22 protein-coding genes and 11 tRNA genes are annotated in these 24,046 nt (G+C 65.6%); 5 read left to right on the top strand and 28 right to left on the bottom strand.

What is annotated here, in order from left to right:
* Together ORK51_RS02635 and ORK51_RS02640 are read right to left on the bottom strand one after the other, a co-directional pair.
* Positions 1-768 carry an MBL fold metallo-hydrolase gene (locus tag ORK51_RS02635; protein WP_070426740.1) on the bottom strand — a complete coding sequence of 256 codons (768 nt, stop codon included), beginning with the start codon at positions 766-768 and terminating at the stop codon, positions 1-3.
* Positions 768-1,517, bottom strand: a complete 750-nt coding sequence (locus tag ORK51_RS02640; RefSeq protein ID WP_019185790.1) for a 3-deoxy-D-manno-octulosonic acid kinase — start codon at positions 1,515-1,517, stop codon at positions 768-770. The genes ORK51_RS02635 and ORK51_RS02640 overlap by 1 nt, the downstream gene beginning before the upstream one ends.
* Before the next feature lie 21 nt (positions 1,518-1,538).
* On the opposite strand from ORK51_RS02640, the gene ORK51_RS02645 reads away from it, so the two are divergent.
* Positions 1,539-2,594 carry a glycosyltransferase family 9 protein gene (locus tag ORK51_RS02645; RefSeq protein WP_266083884.1) on the top strand — a complete coding sequence of 352 codons (1,056 nt, stop codon included), beginning with the start codon at positions 1,539-1,541 and terminating at the stop codon, positions 2,592-2,594.
* Here ORK51_RS02645 and ORK51_RS02650 read toward each other — a convergent pair.
* On the bottom strand, positions 2,573-2,980 hold the full coding sequence (locus tag ORK51_RS02650) for a DUF6165 family protein (protein ID WP_019185792.1): 408 nt from the start codon (positions 2,978-2,980) through the stop codon (positions 2,573-2,575). The two genes, ORK51_RS02645 and ORK51_RS02650, sit on opposite strands and share 22 nt — an antisense overlap.
* A gap of 669 nt (positions 2,981-3,649) precedes the next feature.
* Positions 3,650-3,740, bottom strand: a tRNA-Ser gene (locus tag ORK51_RS02655).
* A gap of 165 nt (positions 3,741-3,905) precedes the next feature.
* On the opposite strand from ORK51_RS02655, the gene ORK51_RS02660 reads away from it, so the two are divergent.
* Positions 3,906-4,610 carry a PP2C family protein-serine/threonine phosphatase gene (locus tag ORK51_RS02660; RefSeq protein WP_019185793.1) on the top strand — a complete coding sequence of 235 codons (705 nt, stop codon included), beginning with the start codon at positions 3,906-3,908 and terminating at the stop codon, positions 4,608-4,610.
* A 48-nt stretch (positions 4,611-4,658) separates the two neighbouring features.
* On the opposite strand, the gene dnaQ is transcribed toward ORK51_RS02660, so the two are convergent.
* The 3 genes from dnaQ to ORK51_RS02675 are packed head-to-tail and all read right to left on the bottom strand — an operon-like array spanning position 4,659 to position 6,503.
* A complete protein-coding gene (gene dnaQ, locus ORK51_RS02665; protein ID WP_266083888.1) occupies positions 4,659-5,390 on the bottom strand; it encodes a DNA polymerase III subunit epsilon in 732 nt (243 codons plus the stop codon).
* A 4-nt stretch (positions 5,391-5,394) separates the two neighbouring features.
* Positions 5,395-5,847 (bottom strand): ribonuclease HI, encoded by a 453-nt coding sequence (gene rnhA / locus ORK51_RS02670; protein ID WP_121042991.1) that lies wholly within the window; start codon positions 5,845-5,847, stop codon positions 5,395-5,397.
* Between the two features lie 11 nt (positions 5,848-5,858).
* Positions 5,859-6,503, bottom strand: a complete 645-nt coding sequence (locus ORK51_RS02675) for a methyltransferase domain-containing protein (protein ID WP_266083891.1) — start codon at positions 6,501-6,503, stop codon at positions 5,859-5,861.
* Between the two features lie 11 nt (positions 6,504-6,514).
* On the opposite strand from ORK51_RS02675, the gene gloB reads away from it, so the two are divergent.
* Both gloB and ORK51_RS02685 read left to right on the top strand, forming a co-directional pair.
* Positions 6,515-7,282 (top strand): hydroxyacylglutathione hydrolase, encoded by a 768-nt coding sequence (gene gloB / locus ORK51_RS02680; protein WP_266083893.1) that lies wholly within the window; start codon positions 6,515-6,517, stop codon positions 7,280-7,282.
* Entirely contained in the window at positions 7,279-8,493 is a 1,215-nt protein-coding gene (locus ORK51_RS02685; RefSeq protein WP_070426718.1) for a lytic transglycosylase domain-containing protein, read from the top strand. Before gloB ends, ORK51_RS02685 begins: the two co-directional genes overlap by 4 nt.
* 71 nt (positions 8,494-8,564) lie before the next feature.
* Here ORK51_RS02685 and ORK51_RS02690 read toward each other — a convergent pair whose 3' ends face one another.
* The 17 genes from ORK51_RS02690 to ORK51_RS02770 all read right to left on the bottom strand — a co-directional run bounded on the left by ORK51_RS02690 (position 8,565) and on the right by ORK51_RS02770 (position 19,372).
* The gene (locus ORK51_RS02690; RefSeq protein WP_266083897.1) at positions 8,565-10,538 is read right to left on the bottom strand and encodes a peptidyl-prolyl cis-trans isomerase; all 1,974 of its coding nucleotides are present in this window, start codon (positions 10,536-10,538) and stop codon (positions 8,565-8,567) included.
* Positions 10,539-10,749: 211 nt separating this feature from the next.
* Positions 10,750-10,826 (bottom strand) — tRNA-Asp (locus ORK51_RS02695).
* A gap of 90 nt (positions 10,827-10,916) precedes the next feature.
* A tRNA-Asp gene (locus ORK51_RS02700) sits at positions 10,917-10,993 on the bottom strand.
* A 107-nt stretch (positions 10,994-11,100) separates the two neighbouring features.
* Positions 11,101-11,177: transfer RNA gene (locus ORK51_RS02705), tRNA-Asp, on the bottom strand.
* Positions 11,178-11,205: 28 nt separating this feature from the next.
* Positions 11,206-11,280 (bottom strand) — tRNA-Val (locus ORK51_RS02710).
* Positions 11,281-11,291: 11 nt separating this feature from the next.
* Positions 11,292-11,564: an HU family DNA-binding protein gene (locus tag ORK51_RS02715; protein ID WP_019185801.1), complete on the bottom strand. Its 273-nt coding sequence runs from the start codon at positions 11,562-11,564 to the stop codon at positions 11,292-11,294.
* A 207-nt stretch (positions 11,565-11,771) separates the two neighbouring features.
* On the bottom strand, positions 11,772-14,246 hold the full coding sequence (gene lon / locus ORK51_RS02720; protein ID WP_019185802.1) for an endopeptidase La: 2,475 nt from the start codon (positions 14,244-14,246) through the stop codon (positions 11,772-11,774).
* A gap of 142 nt (positions 14,247-14,388) precedes the next feature.
* Positions 14,389-15,678: an ATP-dependent Clp protease ATP-binding subunit ClpX gene (clpX, locus tag ORK51_RS02725; RefSeq protein WP_019185803.1), complete on the bottom strand. Its 1,290-nt coding sequence runs from the start codon at positions 15,676-15,678 to the stop codon at positions 14,389-14,391.
* Between the two features lie 126 nt (positions 15,679-15,804).
* On the bottom strand, positions 15,805-16,431 hold the full coding sequence (gene clpP / locus ORK51_RS02730; RefSeq protein ID WP_019185804.1) for an ATP-dependent Clp endopeptidase proteolytic subunit ClpP: 627 nt from the start codon (positions 16,429-16,431) through the stop codon (positions 15,805-15,807).
* A 65-nt stretch (positions 16,432-16,496) separates the two neighbouring features.
* A complete protein-coding gene (gene tig / locus ORK51_RS02735; RefSeq protein ID WP_266083901.1) occupies positions 16,497-17,789 on the bottom strand; it encodes a trigger factor in 1,293 nt (430 codons plus the stop codon).
* 234 nt (positions 17,790-18,023) lie between these two features.
* Positions 18,024-18,108 (bottom strand) — tRNA-Leu (locus tag ORK51_RS02740).
* A gap of 106 nt (positions 18,109-18,214) precedes the next feature.
* Positions 18,215-18,481 (bottom strand): hypothetical protein, encoded by a 267-nt coding sequence (locus ORK51_RS02745; RefSeq protein ID WP_266083902.1) that lies wholly within the window; start codon positions 18,479-18,481, stop codon positions 18,215-18,217.
* Positions 18,482-18,670: 189 nt separating this feature from the next.
* Positions 18,671-18,746, bottom strand: a tRNA-Lys gene (locus tag ORK51_RS02750).
* A 158-nt stretch (positions 18,747-18,904) separates the two neighbouring features.
* Positions 18,905-18,980, bottom strand: a tRNA-Lys gene (locus ORK51_RS02755).
* An 81-nt stretch (positions 18,981-19,061) separates the two neighbouring features.
* Positions 19,062-19,138: transfer RNA gene (locus ORK51_RS02760), tRNA-His, on the bottom strand.
* A 35-nt stretch (positions 19,139-19,173) separates the two neighbouring features.
* A tRNA-Arg gene (locus ORK51_RS02765) sits at positions 19,174-19,250 on the bottom strand.
* A 45-nt stretch (positions 19,251-19,295) separates the two neighbouring features.
* Positions 19,296-19,372: transfer RNA gene (locus ORK51_RS02770), tRNA-Pro, on the bottom strand.
* Between the two features lie 178 nt (positions 19,373-19,550).
* Between ORK51_RS02770 and ORK51_RS02775 the strand changes: the two genes are divergently transcribed.
* Positions 19,551-20,309: a Bax inhibitor-1/YccA family protein gene (locus ORK51_RS02775; protein WP_070426714.1), complete on the top strand. Its 759-nt coding sequence runs from the start codon at positions 19,551-19,553 to the stop codon at positions 20,307-20,309.
* Between the two features lie 99 nt (positions 20,310-20,408).
* Here the strand turns inward: ORK51_RS02775 and ORK51_RS02780 are convergent, their stop codons facing one another.
* The 4 genes from ORK51_RS02780 to ORK51_RS02795 form a co-directional block, all read right to left on the bottom strand.
* Positions 20,409-21,317: a LysR family transcriptional regulator gene (locus tag ORK51_RS02780; RefSeq protein ID WP_266083905.1), complete on the bottom strand. Its 909-nt coding sequence runs from the start codon at positions 21,315-21,317 to the stop codon at positions 20,409-20,411.
* Positions 21,318-21,374: 57 nt separating this feature from the next.
* On the bottom strand, positions 21,375-22,118 hold the full coding sequence (locus tag ORK51_RS02785; protein WP_266083907.1) for a cysteine hydrolase family protein: 744 nt from the start codon (positions 22,116-22,118) through the stop codon (positions 21,375-21,377).
* 159 nt (positions 22,119-22,277) lie between these two features.
* Positions 22,278-22,712 (bottom strand): hypothetical protein, encoded by a 435-nt coding sequence (locus ORK51_RS02790; RefSeq protein WP_266083909.1) that lies wholly within the window; start codon positions 22,710-22,712, stop codon positions 22,278-22,280.
* Positions 22,713-22,838: 126 nt separating this feature from the next.
* A complete protein-coding gene (locus ORK51_RS02795) occupies positions 22,839-23,846 on the bottom strand; it encodes an isocitrate dehydrogenase (protein ID WP_019185811.1) in 1,008 nt (335 codons plus the stop codon).
* Positions 23,847-24,046 lie beyond the last annotated feature (200 nt).

A 24,046-nucleotide genomic window follows, 5' to 3' on the forward strand; every position in this document is an offset into this window, starting at 1 on the left:
TCAGGGAGGATCCTGCGCCAGCACGTGCATGGCGGTGGGAGACGCCAGCGCCACACGTTCGCCGGGCACGGCTACGCGGTGACCCCGCTGGCGCAGCGCCTCGCCGTCAGCCTCGCTGGCGTAGTGGTAGAGCATCATCCGCGCCTGCAACCCGGCCGTGTACTCACGCTCCAGGTCATCCACACCGGTGTGCGACGGGTTGCCATGCAGGCCGCAATCGTGGGCGATCAGTTCGTTGTCGTCGGCGTAGCGCGCCAGCATTTCCGGAATCGGCCGGGTATCGCCACTCCAGGTGACCGCACCCTTCAGGCGCAGGCCATAGGCGGTTTCCGGCCAGTGATGCCGGACCGGAAACACTTCCAGGCGCACGCCGTCATGCCAGAACGCATCGCCGACCACGATCAGCTGGAACGCATCCCAGAAATTCGCACCGCCCTCGGCCAGCACGTTCGGGTAATCGGCCACGCGTTTGTGCAGCAGCGGCACGACCGTCGCCGGCACGTACACGCGAATTCGCCCACGACGCTGGGGCGAGAAATACGCATCGACGAACAGGCGTTCGAAACCGGCGACGTGGTCCAGGTGCACATGGGTGACGAACAATGCCTGCGGCACATGGCCGTAGTGCGCCTGGAACGCAGTGAGCCCTTCCCCGCCGCAATCGATGGTCAGCCACGGGCGTCCATCGCGTTCGATCACCGCCATCGGCGAACCGAGCTGCACGGCCGACGCATTGCCGACCCCCATGAAACGCAGTGCCCAGTCCATCAGTAACCCCGGTTCCAGGCCAGATCGTAGGCGCGGCGCAGCCGTGCGTAGTCCTTCTCGACGTCATCCTGGCTGCGCTCACCGCGCAGCTTGATCAGCGAGCGCAGCAGCCGCTTGAGATTGCGCTCGCGCCAGCGGGTGGCCGGGATGCGCAGCACGCCGCGATCGAAATCGATCAGCCAGCCGTGGCCGTTGGCGTCGAACAGAATGTTGTGGGCGTTGAGATCGGCGTGGTCCAGCCCGACGCGATGGAACCGCGCGATCAGCCGGCCGGTCTCTTCCCAGGGCGCGCCGCGCCCGGCGACCAGCGCGCGGTCGGCCAGTGAACGCACGCCCTCCAGGCGCTCCATCAGGATCGCTGCCTTGTAGCGCAGGCCTTCGCGCATGTAGAACGCGGCGATCGGTCGCGGCACCGGCAGCTTCTGCGCGCGCAGGGCACGCATCAGCCGGAACTCGGCGAAACTGCGGGTGCGGTTGGCCCCGCGCCAGATGTAGTGGTCCCGGCTGAGCTTGGCCGCCAGGCCGCCACGCAGGTACTGGCGCAGCACGGCATGACCGAAGGGGGCATCGACGAACCAGGCGCCACCACGGCCGCCATCGCCGACCGGCCGTGCCCGCTCGCCCCAGTGGGCCGGTGCGAACAGGCTCATCTCGGCTTGCCGCAAGGCTTCGCGGTCGAACAGAATGGCACCGATACCGCGTCCATCGCGGCAGGGCGTCAGCGCTTCAGTGGCGTCGAATGCGACCATTCCTTCGAGTCTAACAACACCATGGCACCAACGTCCTCTTCCTTGTGTCTTTTGCGTTTGTCCGCGCTGGGGGACGTGACCCATGTGGTGCCGCTGGTACGCACCCTGCAGCAGGCCGATCCCGGGGTGTCGCTGCACTGGATCATCGACAAGGCCGGCCACAAGCTGCTCGATGGCCTGCCCGGCGTGACCTTCCACAGCTACGACAAGAAGACCGGCCTGGCCGGCATGCGCGCCCTGCGCGACAGCCTTCCCGCCGGGCGCTTCGATGCGCTGCTGCAGATGCAGGTGGCTTTCCGCGCCAACGTGCTGTCCGCCTTCGTGCCGGCCAAGCGCCGCATCGGCTATGACAAGGCCCGCTCCAAGGATCTTCACGGGCTTTTCATCAATGAGCGCATCCCCGACCGCCCCGGCATCCATGTGCTGGATGCGATCGGCAGCTTCTGCGAACCGCTCGGCCTGAAGCAGACCGAGGTCAGCTGGGACCTGGCCGTGCCGCCGGCCGCCGTCGAGTGGGCCAACGCCCAGTGGACCGGCGATGGCCGCCCGGTGCTGATGATCTCGCCCTGCTCCAGCCATGTGCGCCGCAACTGGTATGCCGACCGCTATGCGGCCGTGGCCAACCACGCTACCTCGCGCGGCTGGCGGGTGGTGCTGTGCGGTGGGCGCAGCGACCTGGAGCGCGGCATGGCCGATGCGATCCAGGCGCAGCTGACCACCCCGGCGCTGGATCTGGTCGGCAAGGACACCCTCAAGCAGCTACCGGCCCTGTTGGCGCGTGCCGCGCTGGTGATGACGCCCGATTCGGGCCCGATGCATATCGCGAACGCGATGGGCGCCAAAGTGCTTGGCCTGCATGCGGCCAGCAACCCGCACCGCAGCGGCCCCTATTCCGACCGCCGCTACTGCGTGGATCGCTACGACGATGCGGCGCGCAAATTCCTCGGCAAGCCGGCCAGCGAACTGAAATGGGGCGCGAAGGTCGAATTCGACGACGTGATGCAGCTGATCACGGTCGAGGACGGCATTGCCGCCTTCGAGCGGTATGTGGCCGATTACGCCCCGCGCGGCGCGTAATCCTTGTACGACTTCTCTTCCACGTAGAGCGAGCCCAGCGCCAGGTTGATGTCTTTCTTGATGCGGGCGCGCTCATCGTTCTGCTGGTAGACGCTGCGGGCCAGTTCGACGAAATGATCGTCGAAGGCCTGGGCCTTGTCCTGCAGGCGGATGTTGTCTTCGATGTCCCATAGGCGCTCGTTGACGGCCTTGAGTTCGGCACGCAGGCGGGCGATGTCCTTGACCCCGGCCGGGTGCGCCATCCAGGTCTTTTCCAGCGCGCTCAGTTCGGTGCGGATGTTGGCCAGCTTGGCCTCGTCGCTGATGCGCTCGGACTTGATCTGCAGGATCGAGATCTTGTCGAGCAGTTCACCGAAGGACACGGGGACGAGGATTTCAGCGGTCATGGGGGAGATCCGTTACGTGAGGTGGGCAGTTTAGCGGAGCGCACGTTGGCGGGGTGTGGGGTGGGGGTGCGCCCCCCCCCCCGGGTAGAGCCACGCCATGCGTGGCTGCGCGATGGCCGCTTCATTGGGATTGCTGGGTGCATCCATGCACCCAGCCCTTCCGCGCTTGCGCGCTCCAGGGCCGCGCCTCCTGGAGCTGGAGACGCCGTTGGCGATGAACGCGTCGCCACGCGCCCGGGTATGTCGGTGATGACGCTGTGGCTTCGGAGACAGGGTGGCCGCTTCATTGGGATTGCTGGGTGCATCCATGCACCCAGCCCTTCCGCGCTTGCGCGCTCCAGGGCCGCGCCTCCCGGAGCTGGAGACGCCGTTGGCGATGAACGCGTCGCCACGCGCCCGGGTATGTCGGTGATGACGCTTGGGGCTCCGGGAGCAGGGTGGCCGCTTCATTGGGATTGCTGGGTGCATCCATGCACCCAGCCCTTCCGCGCTTGCGCGCTCCAGGGCCAGACGTTCGTCTGTCCGGATTCGCTCCTGGCGAATCCGTCGAACCCCCGTCGGGGGTTCTCATCCCCCCGCAATTGGGCGCCGCTCATTTCGCAGCGGTCGGAAAACGCCCGATCTCGGTCATGAAAAAGGCCGCCCAATGGGCGGCCTTTTTCATGTATCTGGCGGAGAGGGGGGGATTCGAACCCCCGAGGCGCTATAAACGCCTGCCTGATTTCGAGTCAGGTACATTCAACCGCTCTGCCACCTCTCCAGATGGTCCCGGCGAACCGGGACGCGAATGATACGGGTAGGACGCGCTGGCGACAAGTCATTGCGGGCAAAGAAGTGAATTTCTTCTGTATGGATGCCTTGCCGGATGTCCGGCGGGCCGCGATCATGCCGTTATCCCCCGCAATCCTTACCGGCACGCGCCTTCATGATCGAATTCGGACACCTGACCCACCCCGGCCTGCGCCGTGACCTCAATGAGGATACGTATTACGGCGATGGCGAACTGGCGCTGTGGCTGGTCGCCGATGGCATGGGCGGGCACGCCTGTGGCGAGGTGGCCAGTGCGCTGGCGCGCGAGACCATCGTGCGCGAGATCCGCCGCGGGGCGACGCTGGCGCATGCCATCCGGATCGCCGATGAGGAGATCATCCGCACCTCGCGCCGCCGCAATGACAGCCTGCCGATGGGCACGACGGTGGTGGCCGCGCGGGTCCAGGGCAATCGCTACGAGGTGGCGTGGGTGGGCGACAGCCGCGCGTACCTGTGGCGCGACGGCAAGCTGGCCCAGTTGAGTCAGGATCACAGCGTGGTCCAGGAGCTGGTCGCGCAGGGCAATCTGACCGCCGAACAGGCACGCGCGCACCCGCACCGCAATGTGGTGACCCAGGCGCTGGGCGTGACCGATCCGGCGCACCTGAATGTGGCGACCACCACCGGTGAGCTGCGCCCGGGCATGCAGCTGCTGCTGTGCAGTGATGGGCTCACCGAGGAAGTCGAGGACAAGGGCATTGCCCGTACCCTCGCCTTCGACGATGCCAGTGCGCAGGAATGCGTGGATACCCTGGTCGCCGCCGCGCTGGATGGCGGCGGCTCGGACAACATCACCGTGATCCTGGTGCGGTGCCATTGAGGCAGGCATCCCGACCAACGGTCGGGATCTACCGCCGGGGTCGGGCCATCAGGCGCTGACCGCTTCCACCGCTTCAGGCTCACCATCCCAGATCGCGCGGCCGGCCTTCTTGCGCAGCTTGGCCAGGCGCGCTTCGTGTGCTTCCAGCTCCGAGGCGGTGGCGACCACGCGCGGGCGTGGCAGCAGGCGCGAGGTATCGAAGGTCTGCACGTGGGCGCTGCCGGATTTGCGGTCGTCGGCCGCGCCGAAGCCGATTTCTTCCTGGCCCGAGGTCAGCGCGATGTACACATCGCCCAGGATCTGGGCATCGAGCAGGCCGCCGTGCAGCTGGCGGTGGGCGTTGTCCACGGCCAGGCGCCGGCACAGCGCGTCCAGGGAGTTGCGCTGGCCGGGGAAGCGCTCGCGCGCCATCTTCAGCGTATCGATCACCGTGCAGCGGTCGGTGATCTTGCCGTAGTGGTCGCCCAGCAGCGACAGTTCGTTGTCCAGGAAGCCCAGATCGAACGCCGCGTTGTGGATGATCAGCTCGGCGCCGTCGATGTAGGCCAGGAACTCGTCGACGACCTGGGCGAAGTCCGGCTTGTCGGCCAGGAATTCCAGGGTCAGGCCGGTGACTTCCTGCGCGCCCTGCTCGAACTCGCAGTCCGGCTTGAGGTACTGGTGGTAGTTGTTGCCACTGGGGCGGCGCTCAAGCAGTTCCACACAGCCGATTTCGACGATGCGGTTGCCCTTCCGCCACTCCAGGCCGGTGGTTTCGGTATCAAGGATGATCTGACGCATGGGCTCAGTGTACCGGGCCGGCGGCACGGATCCGGATCGCGGCGTCGCGCGCCAGCTGGTCCACGCGCTCATTGTCCGGATCGCCGGAATGCCCCTTGACCCAGCGCCAGTCGATGGTGTGCTTGAGCGTGGCCGCGTGCAGGCGTTCCCACAGCTCGCGGTTCTTGACCGGCGAGCCGCCCGCGGTTTTCCAGTTCTTGCGGATCCAGCCGGGCATCCACTCGGTCAGGCCTTGGCGTACGTACTGCGAATCGGTGAACAGCACGATGTTGCATGGCTCGGTGAGCGCTTCCAGCCCCGAGATGGCCGCCATCAGTTCCATGCGGTTGTTGGTGGTATGCGCTTCACCACCGCTCAGCTCACGCTCGTGCGCGTTGTAGCGCAGCAACGCCGCCCAGCCGCCCGGGCCGGGATTGCCGAGGCAGGAACCGTCGGTGTGGATTTCTATCGTCTTCATTCCATTCCAGATCAGGTGGCCACGGTCCCGTGCCAGCGTGGCAGGGCCACGGGCGTCGGTCCCGGCAGGGCCAGAGTGCGTTTTTCAGCGGTGAACAGGCAGGCCGCGCGCAGTGGAGCGAGGTCGCGCCGGGCCGGCGAGCGGTCGCGCCACATCGGGCCGAGGTAGTGCAGGTCTTCGCAGCTCAGACCGGCCTGCGTGAGGGTATGGCGCAGCCGCTGCGGGCTGCGCACCACCAGCCCGTGGTGGCGCCACTGCCGGCGGTACGGGCTGAACGGGTTGAGCGTGGACAACCACAGGCGGCCGCCCGGCATCAGCACCCGCGCGCACTCGTCGATCAGCTGCTCGGCATCGCGCGCGGTGACGTGCTGCAGGATGATCGCGTTGACGCTCTCGTCCGGCAGCGGCAACGGCAGCCCGCAGTGCACGTCCCCGGCGTAGCTTGCCCCATCGCGGAACAGCCGCAGGCCGCGACCGGGCAGCTCGACGCGCTCCAGCCAGCCGGGCGTCGGTGCCACCCACAGCCAGGGGTTCACCGGGCGCTCGGCGAGCAGGCCGCGCAACCGCTCGGATTCCAGACGGCACAAGGCGTGTGCCGGTTCAGTATCAAACCAGGATGCGACTGTCGCTTGACGGGAGCTCGGCGCGGGGGGCATGGTCCAATTCTATGCGACTGACCGCCCTACCCGCGTTTGCGGACAATTACATCTGGGCGCTGGTCGCCGACGACGGCCGCGCCGTGGTCATCGACCCCGGCCAGGCCGACCCCGTTCTGGCTGCCGCAGCGCAGCAGGGATGGGTTCCCCACAGCATTCTGCTGACCCATCACCACGATGATCACATCGGCGGCGTGGCAGAACTGCAGGCACGTTTTCCGGCGGTGGAGGTTTACGCGCCAGAAGAACCGCGCATCCAGGTGGCCGCCCATCGGGTCGCTGAAGGTGAATGCGTTCAGGCATTGCGGCTGGGGTTCCACGTAGTATCCGTGCCCGGGCACACCCGGAGCCATATCGCGTTTCACACCGCTGAACACCTTTTCAGTGGCGATGCGTTGTTCAGCCTGGGCTGTGGGCGCATGTTCGAAGGTACGCCTCCCCAGCTTCTGGCATCCCTGCGGAAGCTGGCGTCCCTGCCAGCGCAACTGATGGTCTGTTGCGCCCACGAGTACACCCTGTCCAATGCCGTCTTCGCGCGGCATGTAGACCCCACCAACGCTGCGCTGTCGCAGCGCCATGAGGAGGCCTTGGCCATGCGCCGCGATGACCTGCCCACGCTGCCGGTTTCACTGGCAAGCGAGCTGGAATGCAATCCGTTCCTGCGTACGAGTACCCCCGCCATCCAGGCGGCCGTCAGCGCCCATCTCGGGCGTCCCGTTACCGATGAAGTCGATGTTGTCGCAGGGCTGCGCAACTGGAAAGACGGATTCCGAACATGAGTCGGCGATTGTTGCCGCTCGCGCTGGGCCTGGCGATCGCCGTGGCCGGCAGCGCGGGCGCCCAGTCGTTGACCGCCGGCATGTCGCAGAACGTGGCCGGCCTGTCCTCCCTCCCCCTGACCGCTGCGGCGCTGCCGCCGGCCTCGGTGCGCAACGGGCAGGACATCTTCGCCAGCTTCCGCGATGGCCTGGCTGAACCCACCTGCGACGCCGAGGCGACCAGCCCGCGCTGGCAGAAGCAGTTCGCGCATGCCCCCTCGCGCCTGGCCAACCAGGACGATGACGCCCTGGTGCTGTTCGGCTATGTGGTGGAAGAGCTGCGCAGATCCGACCTGCCGACCGAATTTGCGCTGATTCCCTTCGTGGAAAGCGGCTACCGGCCCAACGCCCGCAACGGCGGCGGCCCGGCCGGCCTGTGGCAGTTCATCGCCACCACCGCCAAGAACCACCGCGTGCAGATGACCCCGGGCTACGACGGCCGCCTCTCGGCGGTGGATTCCACCCAGGCCGCGGTGCGTTACCTCAAGACCCTGCACGGCATGTTCGGCGGCGACTGGCGCCTGGCCACCATGGCCTACAACGCCGGCGAGTACCGGGTCCTGCAATCGCTGCGCAAGGCCGGCATGAACGCGCAGAACGCGCGTCCGGCCGAGTTGCCCGGCCTGTCGCCGGTCACCTATGCCTATGTCGAGAAGCTGCACGCCCTGGCCTGCGTGCTGGAAGACGCAGAAACCGAGCCAGCGGTGATGGCCTCGCTGGACCGCACCGTGCCCGTGCTGAAGGGGCATACCCTGCCGGCGGGCACCAGCGTCCAGCAGTGGGCCCAGCAGCGCGACCTGGATCCGGCCCGGATCGCCCGGCTCAACCCGGCCCTGGCCAGCGGCAAGGGCCGCCCGGCCGGCCAGGTGACGGTTCTGGCCCCGACCGCGCATGCGCCGGTGGATGCCAGCGCCAGCGTGGCCGCCATTGCGGTGGCTCCCAGCGCACCAGTGGATAGCCCGGCCGCCCGTACGGCGCCTGCGCCGGCCGCCACCCGCACGGTGGCCAGCGCGGATCGTCCGCGCAGCCGCCGCCACACCGTGCGCGATGGCGAATCGCCCTGGACCATCGCCCGCCGTTACGGGATGCCGTTGAAGGCCCTGCTGTCGCTCAATGGCCTCAGTGGCAGCAGTGTGCTCAAGCCGGGAGCGGTGTTGCGCGTCGAAGACTGAGCAGCGCCCACCCCCAACGCAAAAAGCCCGGCATCGCCGGGCTTTTTGTTGTCCAGCAGAAGCCGCCCCGGTTAGAGGTTGGCTTCTTCGGTCTGCACCTTGAAGTGCTTGCGCATCGCTTCCACGTAGGCCTTGGCGGCGGCCATGCCGTCGATCTGGCTCAGCTGCTCCTTGAGCTGCTGCTGCTGGGCGGCGTCCACTTCAGCAACGTTGCCCGGGGTGACCTTGGTCACCGCGTAGATCACGTAGCGGCCCTGCACGGCGACCTTGCCGTAGCTCGGCTTGCCTTCGGCGGGCAACGGCGCGCTGAACACGGCACGGTTGATCTCCGGGGTCGGCACCGGCTGGGTGCGCGGCAGGCCCGGCAGCGGGCTGATCTGCAGCTTCTCGCTGGTCGCCAGCGCCTGCAGGGTCTGACCGGCCTTCAGCTTGGCCAGCACGGCATCCACGGCCTTCTCCGACGCCTGGCGGGTGCGGTCGGCATGGATCGCGGCGATGATCTGCTCACGGGCCTTGTCCAGCGGCAGCGCCTGTTCCGGGCTGTGCTCGGTCACGCGGATCATCACGTTGTGGTTCGGACCCAGCTCGATCGGGTCGCTCACCGTGCCGTCCTGGGTCAGGATGTCGGAGAACGCCGCGCGCAGCACGGCCGGGTTGGCGGCGATGCCGCTGGCGGTGGTGCGGGTGAACGGACCGATGGTCTGCACCGGCAGGCTCATGTCCTTGGCCGGGCCTTCCAGCGAGGTCGGGTTCTTGTAGACCAGATCGACCAGGCGGCCGCTCAGCTCGGTGAACACACGGTCGGTGTCGGCCTTGAGCTGCTCGGCAGCCAGCTGGTCACGCACCTCGTCGAAGGAACGGCCTTCGCCGCCCTTGGTCTCGCGCAGCTTGAGCACGTGGAAACCGAAGTCGGTCTTGACCGGACCGGTCACCTCGCCCGCCTTCATGGCGAACAGGGCATCTTCGAACGGCTTGACCATCGCGCCGCGTTCCACCCAGCCCAGGTCACCACCGGTGTCCTTGGAACCGGGATCTTCGGAGTTGGCCTTGGCCAGTGCGGCGAAGTCGGCACCCGGTGCCTTGGCTTCGGCAGCCAGGCGGGTTGCCTTCTCTTCAGCCGCCTTGAGCTTGGCCGGATCGCTGCCATCGGCGGTGATCAGGATATGCGAGGCCAGACGCTGTTCCGGCGTGGCAAAGCGCGCCTTCTCATCGTCATAGCGCTTGCGCAGCGTGGCTTCGTCGGCGGCCGCCGGCGCAGGCAGGTTCGCGCCGTTGATTTCGACGTATTCCAGCGACACGGTTTCCGGCTGGCGGAAATCCTTGGTGTGGCTGTCATACCACTGCTTGATCTGTGCGTCGGTCACTTCGGCGGTGTCGGCCGGGGTTTCCGGCAGCGCGGCCAGTTCGACGTCACGCGTTTCACCGAGCAGCTTCATCAGGCGCTCGGCTTCGCTCTGGGTGGTGAACCCGGAACGCTGCAGGGCCGACGGAATGATCGACTGCTGGATGCTCTCGCGCACCAGCGCTTCGAACTGCGTCGGCGTGCGCGGCGGATTGCCGCTGGCCAGCGCGATGCGGTAGTTGTCCTGGTTGAACTTGCCGTCGGCACCGAGGAAGGCCGGGATCGAGGCGATGTACTCGCGCACGGCGGCATCGCCGATCACGATGCCGGACTGTTCGCCGGCCAGGCGCACGACCTGCTCATCGATCATCTGATCGAGCACGGCCAGCTTGCTCTCCGTGCTTTCGAACTGGCGCGGATCGAAGTCCTCGCCCTGCTCCTGGCGTGCCTGCTGGCGCGCCTGCTCGAAGCGCACGCGGAAATCGTTGGAGCTGATCTCATGGTGCTGCCACAGGAACGAGACCGGCCACCACGACGGGGCGGACTTCCACCAGGTCGGCGGTGCGGCCACTTTGGCCACGTTCTGCGAGCCGACGCCACCAAGGTAGCTGGAGTCGATCACGAACAGGAACGGAATCATCAGCAGCCCCAGGATCACGGTAACGATCCAGCCCGAGGTCTTGTCGCGAAGTTTCTGCAGCATGGGAAAAATCAAGGCCTGATTGGCGAGCCCGGCAGTGTAACCCGCTTCGCGGCAGGCTCCAAAAGTGCCCGCGCTGGCCCCTGCGCGCGATCCGCCCGGTGCCGCACCCGCTGATCGCGGCGGGCAAACGGTGTGCGCCGCGCTGCCGATCAATCTGCTGGATTGGAAACAAAAAAAAGCCCTTGGTTTTCACCAAGGGCTCTTCAAAGATTGGCGGAGCGGACGGGACTTGAACCCGCGACCTCCGGCGTGACAGGCCAGCATTCTAACCAGCTGAACTACCGCTCCGCACTTGAAACTTTGCAGGCGCTCATTCTATCCGAAGATATTCAGATTGCCCACCCCGAAATGCTGCTTTTTTCGAGGTTTTTTTAAAACTGGCGGAGCGGACGGGACTTGAACCCGCGACCTCCGGCGTGACAGGCCAGCATTCTAACCAGCTGAACTACCGCTCCATGTTTTAATTCTTTCAGCCGACCAACGGTCGGCTCTACCGCCTTCACCGCGACATGCGTCGGCGGAGAAAACAAGGCCCCCGATTGCTCAGGGGCCTTCTTGAAACTGGCGGAGCGGACGGGACTTGAACCCGCGACCTCCGGCGTGACAGGCCAGCATTCTAACCAGCTGAACTACCGCTCCACATTTCAAAACTTTTACTGGCAGTGCCTGGTGGGTGCTGAGGGTTTCGAACCCCCGACCCTCTCCGTGTAAAGGAGACGCTCTACCGCTGAGCTAAGCACCCCAGCAAGCCGCTTAGTTTACGGCATCCTTCAGGGCTTTGCCAGCCTTGAACGACGGATTCTTCGACGCAGCAATCTTGATGGTGTCGCCGGTCTTCGGGTTGCGGCCGGTACGGGCAGCGCGGTCGCGGACCTGGAACGTGCCGAAGCCCACCAGCGTCACCGCGTCACCGCCCTTCAGGGCCTTGGTGACGGAAGCGATGACGGCATCAACGGCGCGGCTGGACTCGGCCTTGGTCAGGTCGGCGGCTTCAGCAACGGCGTCGATCAATTCGGTCTTGTTCATTCTCTACAGCTCCTTTGGCGGGGATTCCGCGGATTCAACATTGAGACACCCGATGACGATACGCCGTCGGATGCCAGTGAAGTTCTCTGTTCGCCGAATTCAGATTTACGCTGACTCGCGAGTGGTGCTTTTATACCAGTGCCCCCCTACCCGCGCAAGCTGAAAAGCCAATAACGACGCGGGTTTCGGGCATTTCCACAGGACGCGTCAGTGCTTGACGCGCGTTGTGGAAGCTGTCTTGGACTTGCCGCGTACCGTGACACGTTGCCCATCTTTCTTGGGCTTCGGTGCGGTCAGCGGGGCCTCCAGGGCCAGGTCGAGCACTTCCTCGATCCACTTCACCGGCACGATCTTCAGATCGCGGGTGACATTGGCGGGGATATCGGCCAGATCCTTGCGGTTCTCCTCGGGAATGATGACCGTGGTGATGCCGCCGCGCAGCGCCGCCAGCAGCTTCTCCTTGAGGCCGCCGATGGCGGTGACGCGACCACGCAGGGTGATCTCGCCGGTCATCGCCACTTCGGCCCGGATCGGCACCTTGGTCAGCGTGGACACCAGCGAGGTAACCATGGCGATACCCGCACTCGGGCCATCCTTGGGGGTGGCGCCATCGGGCACGTGGACGTGCACGTCGTGCTTCTGCAGGAACTCGTTGTCGATGCCCAGCCGCTCGGCACGCGAGCGCACCACCGACAGGGCCGCCGAGGCGGATTCCTTCATCACGTTGCCCAGCTGGCCGGTGAGGATCAGCTGGCCCTTGCCCGGCACCAGGGTGGATTCGATCTGCAGCAGATCGCCGCCCACTTCGGTCCAGGCCAGGCCGGTGACCAGGCCCACTTCGTTCTGCTCTTCGGCACGCCCGAAATCGACGCGGCGAACCCCCAGGTACTTGTCCAGGTTCTTGCCGTTGACCACCACCAGCGCCTTCTTCTTCGCGCTGGCCTTCTTGCCGGCCTTGGCCGGCTTGGCCGCCTTGGCGGGCGCTACCGGACCGGCAAGCGCGATTTCCTTGACCACCTTGCGGCAGATCTTGGCCACTTCGCGCTCGAGGTTGCGCACGCCGGATTCGCGCGTGTAGTAACGCACGATGTCCTGGATCGCATCGGCCTCGATCTCCAGCTCTTCCGGCTTCAGGCCGTTGGCCTTGATCTGCTTGGGCACCAGGTAGCGCATGGCGATGTTGAGCTTCTCATCCTCGGTGTAGCCGGGGATGCGGATCACTTCCATGCGGTCCAGCAGTGGGCCGGGAATGTTGAGCGAGTTGGACGTCGCCACGAACATCACTTCGGACAGGTCCAGGTCCACTTCCAGGTAGTGATCGTTGAAGGCGTTGTTCTGCTCCGGGTCGAGCACTTCCAGCAGCGCCGAGGACGGATCGCCACGGAAGTCCATCGACATCTTGTCGATCTCATCGAGCACGAACAGCGCGTTCTTGCTGCCCACCTTGTTGAGGTTCTGCACGATGCGGCCCGGCATCGAGCCGACGTAAGTGCGGCGATGGCCACGGATCTCGGCCTCGTCGCGCACGCCACCCAGGCTCATGCGCACGAACTTGCGGTTGGTCGCCTTGGCGATGGACTGGCCCAGCGAGGTCTTGCCCACGCCGGGCGGGCCGACCAGGCACAGGATCGGGCCCTTCATCTGCTTCACGCGCGACTGCACTGCCAGGTATTCCAGGATGCGGTCCTTGACCTTGTCCAGCCCGAAGTGATCGGCGTCCAGCGTGTCCTGCGCGGCCTTGAGATCCTTGCGGACCTTGGTGCGCTTCTTCCACGGCACGCCCAGCAGCCACTCCAGGTAATTGCGCACGACCGCCGCTTCGGCGGACATCGGCGACATCTGCTTGAGCTTGTTGAGCTCGGCCTTGGCCTTGGTCTCCACCGGCTTGGGCATGCCCGCCTCGGCGATCTTGCGCGCCAGCTCGTCCATCTCGCCGGGCGCGTCATCCAGGTCACCCAGTTCTTTCTGGATGGCCTTCATCTGCTCGTTGAGGTAGTACTCGCGCTGGCTCTTTTCCATCTGCGACTTCACGCGGCCGCGGATGCGCTTTTCCATCTGCTGCACGTCGATCTCGCCATCGACCAGGCCGACCAGCATTTCCAGGCGGTCGCCGATCTGCAGCGTTTCCAGCAGGCGCTGCTTGTCGGCCAGGCGCACGCTGATATGCGCGGCGATGGTATCGGCCAGGCGCGCCGGCTCGTCGATGCCGGCCAGGGTCTGCAGCAGCTCCGGCGGCAGCTTGCGATTGGTTTTGACGTACTGCTCGAACAGCGACATCAGCGAGCGGGCGATCGCCTCGATCTCGCGCGGCTCGCGCGATTCGTCCGATTCGATTTCCATGCCCACGCCGTGCAGCGAGCCATCACGCTCGGTCACGTCGGTGACGTTGACGCGCGACAGGCCTTCGACCAGCACCTTGATGGTGCCGTCGGGCAGCTTCAGCAGCTGCAGGACCTGGGCGAGCGTGCCGACCTGGTACAGATCGGCGGCGGACGGATCATCCGTCTCGGCGGACTTCTGCGCGAGCAGCAGGATGCGCTTGTCCGCTTCCATCGCCTGCTCCAGCGCATGCATGGACTTGTCACGGCCGACGAACAGCGGAATGACCATGTGCGGGAACACCACCACGTCACGCAGCGGCAGTACCGGCAGGTCGAGAGTCTCAGTTGGGGAACGGGCCATGTGGGCTCCAGTGGAACAGTGGGGATGGCCTCCGGGCGCCTCGCCCGGATACAAAAAAAGCCGATGGCCTCGTTATGGGGCCATCAGCTTCTAGATGCAAGCTGTTCTGAAAAATTTCTTTCAATTCAATTACTTGAACTGATTATTCAGCGCCAGCCGCCTTCTGTTCAGGCGCCGGTGGCGTCTGGTAGATCAGGTACGGTTCGGACTTGTGTTCGATCACCGATTCGTCCACCACCACCTTGCTGACGTTCTCTGCCGAGGGCAGGTCATACATGGTGTCCAGCAGGACCGATTCGACGATCGTACGCAGGCCACGGGCACCGGTCTTGCGCTTGAGCGCCTTGCGGGCAATGGCGGCCAGCGCGTCCGGACGGAACTCCAGCTCGACGTGCTCCATCTCGAACAGCTTCTTGAACTGCTTGGTGATGGCGTTCTTCGGCTCGGTGAGGATGCGCACCAGGGCGGCCTCGTCCAGCTCTTCCAGGGTCGCCACGACCGGCAGGCGGCCGACGAACTCCGGAATCAGGCCAAACTTGATCAGATCTTCCGGCTCGACTTCGGCCAGGATCTTGCCCACTTCCTGCTTGCGCTCGGAACTCTTCACCTTGGCACCGAACCCGATGCCGCCCGAATCGTTGGAACGCTGCTGGATCACCTTGTCCAGGCCGGCAAACGCACCACCACAGATGAACAGGATGTTCTTGGTGTCCACCTGCAGGAATTCCTGCTGCGGATGCTTGCGACCGCCCTGCGGCGGCACGCTGGCCACGGTGCCTTCGATCAGCTTCAGCAGGGCCTGCTGGACGCCTTCGCCGGACACATCGCGGGTGATCGACGGGTTCTCGCTCTTGCGCGAGATCTTGTCGATTTCATCGATGTAGACGATGCCCTGCTGTGCCTTTTCGACGTCGTAGTCGCACTTCTGCAGCAGCTTCTGGATGATGTTCTCCACGTCCTCGCCCACGTAACCGGCTTCGGTCAGCGTGGTGGCGTCGGCCATGGTGAACGGCACGTTGAGCAGGCGGGCCAGGGTTTCGGCCAGCAGCGTCTTGCCCGAACCGGTCGGACCGACCAGCAGGATGTTCGACTTCGCCAGTTCGACCTCGTCGTTCTTCTGGCGGCTCTCGATGCGCTTGTAGTGGTTGTATACGGCCACGGCCAGGGTCCGCTTGGCGCGGTTCTGCCCGATCACGTACTGGTCCAGGACCTCGAGGATCTCGCGCGGCTTGGGCAGCGAACTGCGGGCCGACTGCGCCTTCTCCTCCAGCTCCTCACGGATGATGTCGTTGCACAGCTCGACGCATTCATCGCAGATGAACACGCTCGGACCCGCAATCAGCTTGCGCACCTCATGCTGGCTCTTTCCGCAGAAAGAGCAGTAGAGGATCTTGCCGGTGTCCGTGGAACGACCTTGGCGGTCTTCGCTCATGCTTCGCTTACCCAGTTACCCCACCCGACTGAACGGGGGTTCGATTCGAGAATAGCACAGGGTCAGGAGGACGCCAGTCCCGCCTGACCCGGTGGAAACAGGCCGGTTTCCCGGCCTGGTACAACGTTATGCCGGCTGGATCGACTCTTCCGGACGACGCTCCAGGACCTGGTCGACCAGGCCGTAGGCCACCGCATCGGCCGCGCTCTTGAAGTTGTCACGCTCGGTATCCCGGGCGATGGTCTCCAGCGACTGGCCGGTGTGCTTGGCCAGCACTTCGTTCAGGCGCGAACGCAGGGTCAGGATTTCACGGGCATGGATGTCGATGTCCGTGGCCTGGCCCTGGAAGCCGCCCAGCGGCTGGTGGATCATCACGCGCGAATTCGGCAGCGCGTACCGCTTGCCGGCCGCGCCGGACGCCAGCAGCAGGGCGCCCATGGAGGCCGCCTGGCCGACGCAGATGGTGCTCACGTCCGGCTTGATGTACTGCATGGTGTCGTAGATCGCCATGCCGGCGGTGACTACGCCACCGGGCGAGTTGATGTAGATGCTGATGTCCTTTTCCGGGTTGTCCGCTTCCAGGAACAGCAGCTGCGCCACAACCACGTTGGCCATGTGATCGTCGATCGGGCCCACGAGGAAGATCAGGCGCTCCTTCAACAGGCGCGAATAGATGTCATAGGCGCGCTCGCCGCGGCTGGTCTGTTCGACCACCATCGGAACCATGTTCAGGGCTGTGGTTCGGTTGTCCATTAGTGAGGCACCTATTTTGGGGGGAACGACCCCGCGCCAGGGCGCGGGGCGTAAAACACGACCGCTTACTGGCGGATCGCGTCCTGGAACGACAGCTTCTCTTCGGTGTGCTGGGCGCGCTCGGCGATCCAGTCGATCACCTGCTCTTCCATCACACGATTCTGCAGCCCACTCATCAGCTGGGGGTCGTTGCGGTACATCTCAATGACCTGCTCCGGCTCTTCGTAGGTCGAGGCGATCAGGCGCATGGTTTCATTCAGGCGCTTGGGATCCAGGCGCAGGTCGTTCTTGCGGGCCACTTCACCGACCAGCAGGCCGACCAGCACGCGCTTGGCGGCGGCGTCCTTGAAGCCTTCGTGGGCGTCGGCCGGGACGTCACCCGGGTTGCGGCCACTGCGGCGGATCTGCTCGAGCTGCTGGTCCAGCATGGCGCGGGCTTCGTTCTCGACCAGGCGCGGCGGCATTTCCACCGAGGCGTAGGCGGCGATCAGCTGCTCACCGACTTCGCGGCGCAGGCGGTTCATCAGGGCGCCCTTGAGCTCGCGCTCCAGGTTGGCGCGGATGTCCTTGCGGAACTGCTCCACGTCGCCGCCCTTCACACCGAAGCTCTTGATGAACTCGGCATCCACCTCCGGCAGCACCGGCGCGGACACGTCCACCGCCGTGACGGTGACCTTGACCTGCTTGCCGGCCAGTGCCGGGACGCGCCAATCGGCCGGGAACTCGACGTCCAGGGTCTTTTCTTCACCGGCGGTCAGACCGACCAGGCCCTGTTCGATCTGCTCGAACATCATGCCTTGGCCCACGATCACGCTGCCCTTTTCGGTGCCTTCGGCCGGCAGGCGCTCATCGCCGGCCTGCGACCAGGTTTCCAGCGCGACCAGATCGCCGTCCTGGGCGCCACGGGTGACCGGGCTCCAGCTGCGGCGCTGTTCGCGCAGGTTGGTGATCATCTGGTCGATGTCGGCGTCGTTGATTTCAGCGGTGTGGCGGACCACGGTCAGCTTGCTGACATCCACGTCGCCGAAGTCCGGCACCAGCTCGACGGTGGCCACGAAGGACAGCTCGCCCTCGCCCTTGTCGATGCGCGGGGTGCCGGCGATGCGCAGCTCATGCTCGCGCAGGGCGGCATCGAAGGTCTCACGCAGCAGGCCATCGACGGCTTCGCTGCGGACCTGCTGGCCGAAACGCTGCTCGATCACCTTGGCCGGCACCTTGCCCGGGCGGAAGCCCTTGATGCGCGTGGTGCGGGCGATCTCGCCCAGACGGCCGCTGATGTGCGTCTGCAGGCGGTCCTCCGGCAGCGAGAAGGTCAGGCGGCGTTCCAGATTGCCAGTGGATTCGATCGAAGCTTGCATGTTGACTCCTGCCACCGGCGGCATGGGCCCCGGCACGATGTGATGGATGAAACGGGTTTTGGACGCGGGGTCGTGGACGCGCATGCCCGCCGCAGCCCTGTAGTTTCGCCGATAAACGCCAGCGCCGCCAGCGCGGGCCGAGAACGTCCGGGGGCCGCCAAGGGCCCAGCATGTGGCCGTCTCCCCGATCCGGGACGTGCCCATGGTCATGGTGCCGGCGAAAACGCCCTGCACTGGTGCGAAAGGGGGGACTCGAACCCCCACGCCTTGCGGCACTGGAACCTAAATCCAGGGCGTCTACCAATTCCGCCACTTTCGCGAGCCTGAAAGCCCAGGCGCACATTGTTGCAGGCGGGGCCGGAAAGCGGAAGGTCGTCATGTCGCTTAACGGCGTGAAGCGCGTGCTCCACCCCGCGGATCAGCGGCTATCGCGCCGGCAGCGCCACGCTGGGAAGCAGTGGCGCTTTCGCCAGCGCCTGGCGTTCCTCGCGCTGGGGCGCGCCCTGCATGGAGGCACGGGCCAGTGGCTTGGCCGGCTGGAAACCGCCAGGGGGAAGAGTGTTGCGGATTACGGTCGTGGCATAACCGGCCAGGACCGGGTCGAACGATGCGTGGGCGGGCGTTTCGGCAGCCGTGGCGGCCGTGGCCGCGCAGGCGGTCAACGCCACGGCGGCAAGGATCCGGAGAGTCATGATGGGCGTACCTCGATGGGCGCCTAAGCGCGGTCCGTCGAGTGGAACCTGATTGCCGGTTGCGATCCGTGCGCTGTCGCGCAGCTTGGAAACGATGCGTGTCGCGTTCGACCCCGGTTTCAGGAGGCTTTCAGATATGCAGGCCCGGAAAAGAAAAAAGCCGCCTGGCGGACCAGGCGGCTTCTGTCTTGGTGGGCTGTCAAGGATTCGAACCTTGGACCTATTGATTAAGAGTCAACTGCTCTACCAACTGAGCTAACAGCCCGAAAATCGGGAGGCGAATTATGCAGGGTTTCCTGCGCGCGACGCAAGCGTTTTGTTTGAATGGATGGCCAATGGCGGCAGTGGACCGCCAATGCGCTACCGGTTCAACGTGTCGCGAACAAGAAAAAAGCCACCGGGCGGACCCGATGGCTTCTGTCTTGGTGGGCTGTCAAGGATTCGAACCTTGGACCTATTGATTAAGAGTCAACTGCTCTACCAACTGAGCTAACAGCCCTGAAAAACTCAGGCGCACATTGTAGCGTGTGTGCTGCCTTTTGCAACCCTGGTTCACTTTCGATGAACCAGTTTGAATCAGTGGGGTGGCTGAGGGGACTCGAACCCCCGACCACCGGAATCACAATCCGGAACTCTAACCAACTGAGCTACAGCCACCACTGAAAACTTTGCTTCCTACCGCTTGCACCGAATGGCGCGCCCGACAGGAATCGAACCTGTAACCGCCGGCTTAGAAGGCCGGTGCTCTATCCAGTTGAGCTACGGGCGCTCGATCCGGATTGTCGCATTCCAATCCCGGTTTGAGCAGCGGGCTTGGTCGGGGTAGAGGGATTCGAACCCCCGACATCCTGCTCCCAAAGCAGGCGCGCTACCAGACTGCGCTATACCCCGGCGGTTTGTTTCCCTCCGGGGTTCCCCCCGAAAGAGCCGCCTATTGTGGGAATCGGCGTGGCATCTGTCAACGGTTTTCACACATCAATTCACCTGTCGCCATTGGCGAGGGTCGCTTCGGCTATGCTCGGGTCAGTGGCCGGATGGCCAGCCCCCTACCCCATCAAGGAGATTGGCAATGCGCAGCGGCAATCCCGCACTTTCCGAGTCGACCTTCCTCGACCTGGCCAGCGGCTCGGTCGTGGCCCGCCCCGACCAGGCGATGACCATCAACGGCACCGTCAACAAGACCGGCATCCTGTTGCTGCTCACCGTGCTGACGGCCGCGTTCGCGTGGAGCCAATCGGTCGATGCCTATGGGCAGGTGTCCTCCAGCGCGATGATGTACACCATCGGCGGCGCGGTGGGCGGGCTGATCCTGGCACTCGTCACCGTGTTCAAGAAGGAATGGTCGCCCGTCACTGCGCCGATGTATGCCCTGGTGGAAGGCTTCTTCCTCGGTGCGATCTCGGCCGTGTTCAACATGAAGTTCCCAGGCATCGTGTTCCAGGCGGTGCTGCTGACTTTCGGCACCCTGTTCGCGCTGCTGATGCTGTACCGCAGTGGCGTGATCAAGGTCACCGAGAAGTTCAAGATGGGCGTGTTCGCCGCCACCGGTGGCATCGCGCTGGTGTACCTGGCCTCCTTCGTGCTGAGCTTCTTCAACATCAACGTGCCGGTGATCCACGATGCCAGCCTGCTGGGCATCGCCTTCAGCCTGTTCGTGGTGGCGGTGGCCGCGCTGAACCTGGTGCTGGATTTCGACTTCATCGAAACCGGTGCCGCCGCACACGCCCCGAAGTACATGGAGTGGTACGGCGCGTTCGGCCTGATGGTCACGCTGGTGTGGTTGTACGTGGAATTCCTGCGCCTGCTCTCCAAGATCCAGCAGCGCTGAGCCACTGGCCAGGCAAGCATCAGGGGCGCCTTCGGGCGCCCTTTTTCATGCGCCCGCATGGCGCCCCGGCAAGCTCCGGCCGGACCGCCTGGCAGGGTCCTAGGCCGCCGCGCCGGCTTGCCCTGCGTAATGCGCAGCCAGATGTTCCACCAGCGCGCGCACCTTTGGCGCCAGCGAACGGGCGTGCGGATACAGCGCGAAGTAGCGGCGCTGCCCGGCATGCCAGCCGGGCAACACATGGATCAAGCGACCGGCGCGCAGATCGTCCTGCACGGTCAACGCGGTGAACAGGCTGATACCCATGCCGGCCCGCACTGCGGCATAGAGGGCGGGCGTGGCGTCCACGCGCAGCCGTTGGCCGGCCTCCACGCTGGCCTGCGCGCCCCGCGGGCCCTGCAGGTGCCAAGCGGTAGTGGCCGCGCCGGGCTGGAACGCCAGCAGCGTGTGCGCCGGAAGGTCCGCCACCTGGCGCGGCAGGCCGTGCCGGGCCAGGTAAGCCGGCGCGGCCACCAGGATGCGCGGGCAGCACGCCAGTTCGCGGGCCACCAGTTGGCTGTCGGGCAGGCTGGCGGCAATGCGAAGCGCCATGTCGAAACCACCCCCGACCACGTCCACCAGCTGGTCGTTGGCCGACAGATCCAGGCTTACCTGCGGATAGCGGGCCAGGAACCCCGGCAGCCACTGCGGCAATTCCTGGCTGGCCACCACCTGCGGCACGCTGATGCGCAGGCGCCCGCTTGGCGCTGCCTGGCCCGCGCGGGCGCGGTCGTCGGCCAGTTCCAGCCGCTCAAGCAGGGCCACGGCATCACGGTAATAGTCGCGTCCGGCCTCGGTCAGCGACAGCCGCCGGGTGGTGCGATCGAGCAACCGGACCTGCAGGTGCTCTTCCAGCTGCCGCAGTTGCCGCGACAGGGAGGAGTGGGTGGTTCCCTGCCGCTCTGCGGCCGCACTGAAGCTGCCGGCCTCGACGATGGCGCGCAGCGCGCGCAGGGCGGCGAAGTGATCCATCGGCGGTCAGCTCCAGGCGAGTGGCAGGACCCGCCGGATGCGGGCCTGCCCAGCTTATCAAGCGCCCTTGCCCGCCTCGCGGACCGGCAGGGCCAGGATCGCGTCGGTGGCCATGACATCGCCGAACGCATCCTCGATCTGCGCCAGGGACGCCTCGTGCAGTGCGCGGTGGCCGATGCGCGTGCCATCGGCCAGGTCGAGGTCGCGACTGGCGCTGGCATCGGACGCCACGAGGACACGGTAGCCGCGCGGCGCGGCAGCCGCGTCGCGGGCGGCCCCGACGACGCAGGCATGGGTCTGCAGGCCGGTGATGATCAACGTGTCGACGCCGGCCTGCTTGAGCACCGTGTCCAGCGCCGCAGCCGAGGCGCCGGCGAACACGCTGACGTTGTCCTTCTGGATGACGGTTTCGCCACTGCGCGGCTGCATGTCGCGATGGAAGGCGACGTTGACACTCCCCTGCGCGAACAGCGGCGCGCCCGCCGGCAGCACATGCTGCACGTGGATGACGCGGATGCCGTGGGCATCGGCGAAGTCGACCACGCGGCGGGTCTGGCGCAGTGCGGCGATGCCGTCGGGAATGACCATGCGGCCGCCGGCGAAACCTGGCGCGGCACGGTCATCGAAGTATTCGTTCTGGAAGTCGATCACCAGCACCGCGGTCTTCGCCGCGTCGAGCGAGGCGGGCACCGGGGCACCCGCCATGTGGCGGATGGTGGGATGGGACGGTTCAGTGGCAACCACCGGGGCGGTGGCAGCCATGCCGATCAGGCTGGCCAGGCCGAAGGCCGTGAGGTTCATGGGACGACTCCTGTGCGATGGAAAGTGGGCACAGGATGCGAGGCGGATGGCGCACGAACCAGCCATGGATTGACACACGATCTGTGCACATTTCGAACAGACCGCTCGTGTGGAGTCGCGCCAGGCGCGACTGCTTTTCGTTCGGGCGCCCGTGAACGATCAGCCGCGCAGGGCTCGACTCGACGACGCCAGCGTGACGCCATTGAGCCGCACGATCACCGCGCCCTTTCGCCCTGGCACCACTTCGGCAGCGTTGCTGCCAGCGCGCACGGCACGTTCCAGGCCCGCCGGGTACTTGACCGGCACCCCTGCGAGGGTCTGCACATGCGCTGCCCCATTCTTGCCCCTGATGATGAACTCCGCGCAGGCGCCCTCCAGCCGGTACACCGGCGCCCCCGCCGGACATTCGATCAACTGCAGCGCGCGCGCTTCGCTGTGCCGCAGGTTGCGGATGCAGACCCCGTGCTTGCGCAGGCGACGCAACGCGCGCTGGGAACGGGACCAGGGCCAGCAGAAGACGAAGTAGATGCCTACGCCGATCACATAGACGGCAACAGCCGCCACCACCCACACAGCCGAATCAGGCATCTGCAAAAACCCTGTCGGTGAAAAGCCACATGTGAAAACGCAGACGGGCCGTACAAGGACGGCCCGTCTTCAACAATGCGCAGCGCTGCCTGGATACCCCCTGGGACAGCACCCAGCAAGAGCGCCGGCCGCTTACAGGCGGCTGGCGATGGCCTGGGCGAAGCCCATGGTGTTGCCGGTGCCACCCAGGTCGCCGGTCAGCGAGTCCTTGGCTTCCAGCGTGGCCACGATGGCCTTGCGCAGGCGCTCGGCGTTTTCGACCTGGCCGACATGGTCCAGCATCTGTGCGGCGGCCAGCAGCAGCGCGCACGGATTGGCCTTGCCCTGGCCGGCGATGTCCGGCGCGGTGCCGTGCACGGCTTCGAAGATCGCCGCGTTCTCACCGATGTTGGCGCCCGGGGCCAGGCCCAGGCCGCCGACCAGACCGGCACACAGGTCGGAGATGATGTCGCCGAACAGGTTGGTGGTCACGATCACATCGAACTGTTCCGGACGCATCACCAGCTGCATGCAGCAGTTGTCGACGATCATTTCCTGGAACTCGATGTCCGGGTACTTGGCGGCCACTTCACGCGCCACGGCCAGGAACAGGCCCGAGGTCGACTTGATGATGTTGGCCTTGTGCACGGCGGTGACCTTCTTGCGGCCGGTGCTGCGGGCCAGCTCGAAGGCGTAGCGCACGATGCGCTCGGAGCCCTTGCGGGTGATGCGGGTGCCGGAGAAGGCGGTCTCGCCATCGGCCGACACTTCCTGGCCTTCGGCCAGGTACGCGCCTTCGGTGTTCTCACGGACGGTGATCAGGTCCACGCCGTCGCCGAAACGCGACTTGGTGTTCGGGAAGGACACCGCCGGACGCACGTTGGCGTACAGGTCGAAGTGGCGGCGCAGGCTGACGTTGATCGAGGTGAAGCCACCACCGACCGGCGTGGTCAGCGGGCTCTTCAGCGCGATCTTGTTGCGTGCGATCGATTCCAGCGTGGCCGCCGGCATCAGATCGCCGTGCTTCTCCAGCGCGACCAGGCCCGCGTCGGCGTCTTCATATTCAAAGCCGGTGTCCAGCTTGCCGAGCACGAACAGGGTAGCGTCCATGATCTCCGGGCCGATGCCGTCACCGCGGATGACCGTGATTTTCTGCGTCATTGATGTGTATTCCGAACCGAGGGGGGAGCGCCATCCGTGAGGTGCGCGAAGCGCGGGCGCAAGGGAAGTTTCATCGGCAATTATGCCTTACCCGCCCGATGGACCCCAAATGGGCCATTGGTCTTAGGCAGGCAAAGCAGCATTGCCCGCGCATTCCCCCTCTCCCCGCGCCGTTGGCGCGCCGCCATCAACAGAAGGGG

This window comes from Stenotrophomonas sp. RIT-551 (genome assembly GCF_026241915.1).
Classification (GTDB): Bacteria; Pseudomonadota; Gammaproteobacteria; order Xanthomonadales; family Xanthomonadaceae; genus Stenotrophomonas; species Stenotrophomonas bentonitica_A.

What these genes read in the sequence shown, in the direction of transcription:
- ORK51_RS02685 (WP_070426718.1), top strand. Translation starts at nt 7,279, where the DNA reads ATGAGTCGGCGATTGTTGCCGCTCGCGCTGGGCCTGGCGATCGCCGTG.
- ORK51_RS02745 (WP_266083902.1), bottom strand. Translation starts at nt 18,481, where the DNA reads ATGACTCTCCGGATCCTTGCCGCCGTGGCGTTGACCGCCTGCGCGGCC.
- ORK51_RS02635 (WP_070426740.1), bottom strand. Translation starts at nt 768, where the DNA reads ATGGACTGGGCACTGCGTTTCATGGGGGTCGGCAATGCGTCGGCCGTG.
- dnaQ (WP_266083888.1), bottom strand. Translation starts at nt 5,390, where the DNA reads ATGCGTCAGATCATCCTTGATACCGAAACCACCGGCCTGGAGTGGCGG.
- lon (WP_019185802.1), bottom strand. Translation starts at nt 14,246, where the DNA reads ATGGCCCGTTCCCCAACTGAGACTCTCGACCTGCCGGTACTGCCGCTG.
- tig (WP_266083901.1), bottom strand. Translation starts at nt 17,789, where the DNA reads ATGCAAGCTTCGATCGAATCCACTGGCAATCTGGAACGCCGCCTGACC.
- ORK51_RS02675 (WP_266083891.1), bottom strand. Translation starts at nt 6,503, where the DNA reads ATGCCCCCCGCGCCGAGCTCCCGTCAAGCGACAGTCGCATCCTGGTTT.
- ORK51_RS02775 (WP_070426714.1), top strand. Translation starts at nt 19,551, where the DNA reads ATGCGCAGCGGCAATCCCGCACTTTCCGAGTCGACCTTCCTCGACCTG.
- rnhA (WP_121042991.1), bottom strand. Translation starts at nt 5,847, where the DNA reads ATGAAGACGATAGAAATCCACACCGACGGTTCCTGCCTCGGCAATCCC.
- gloB (WP_266083893.1), top strand. Translation starts at nt 6,515, where the DNA reads ATGCGACTGACCGCCCTACCCGCGTTTGCGGACAATTACATCTGGGCG.
- ORK51_RS02645 (WP_266083884.1), top strand. Translation starts at nt 1,539, where the DNA reads ATGGCACCAACGTCCTCTTCCTTGTGTCTTTTGCGTTTGTCCGCGCTG.
- ORK51_RS02650 (WP_019185792.1), bottom strand. Translation starts at nt 2,980, where the DNA reads ATGACCGCTGAAATCCTCGTCCCCGTGTCCTTCGGTGAACTGCTCGAC.
- ORK51_RS02715 (WP_019185801.1), bottom strand. Translation starts at nt 11,564, where the DNA reads ATGAACAAGACCGAATTGATCGACGCCGTTGCTGAAGCCGCCGACCTG.
- ORK51_RS02795 (WP_019185811.1), bottom strand. Translation starts at nt 23,846, where the DNA reads ATGACGCAGAAAATCACGGTCATCCGCGGTGACGGCATCGGCCCGGAG.
- ORK51_RS02690 (WP_266083897.1), bottom strand. Translation starts at nt 10,538, where the DNA reads ATGCTGCAGAAACTTCGCGACAAGACCTCGGGCTGGATCGTTACCGTG.
- ORK51_RS02785 (WP_266083907.1), bottom strand. Translation starts at nt 22,118, where the DNA reads ATGAACCTCACGGCCTTCGGCCTGGCCAGCCTGATCGGCATGGCTGCC.
- ORK51_RS02660 (WP_019185793.1), top strand. Translation starts at nt 3,906, where the DNA reads ATGATCGAATTCGGACACCTGACCCACCCCGGCCTGCGCCGTGACCTC.
- ORK51_RS02780 (WP_266083905.1), bottom strand. Translation starts at nt 21,317, where the DNA reads ATGGATCACTTCGCCGCCCTGCGCGCGCTGCGCGCCATCGTCGAGGCC.
- ORK51_RS02640 (WP_019185790.1), bottom strand. Translation starts at nt 1,517, where the DNA reads ATGGTCGCATTCGACGCCACTGAAGCGCTGACGCCCTGCCGCGATGGA.
- clpP (WP_019185804.1), bottom strand. Translation starts at nt 16,431, where the DNA reads ATGGACAACCGAACCACAGCCCTGAACATGGTTCCGATGGTGGTCGAA.
- clpX (WP_019185803.1), bottom strand. Translation starts at nt 15,678, where the DNA reads ATGAGCGAAGACCGCCAAGGTCGTTCCACGGACACCGGCAAGATCCTC.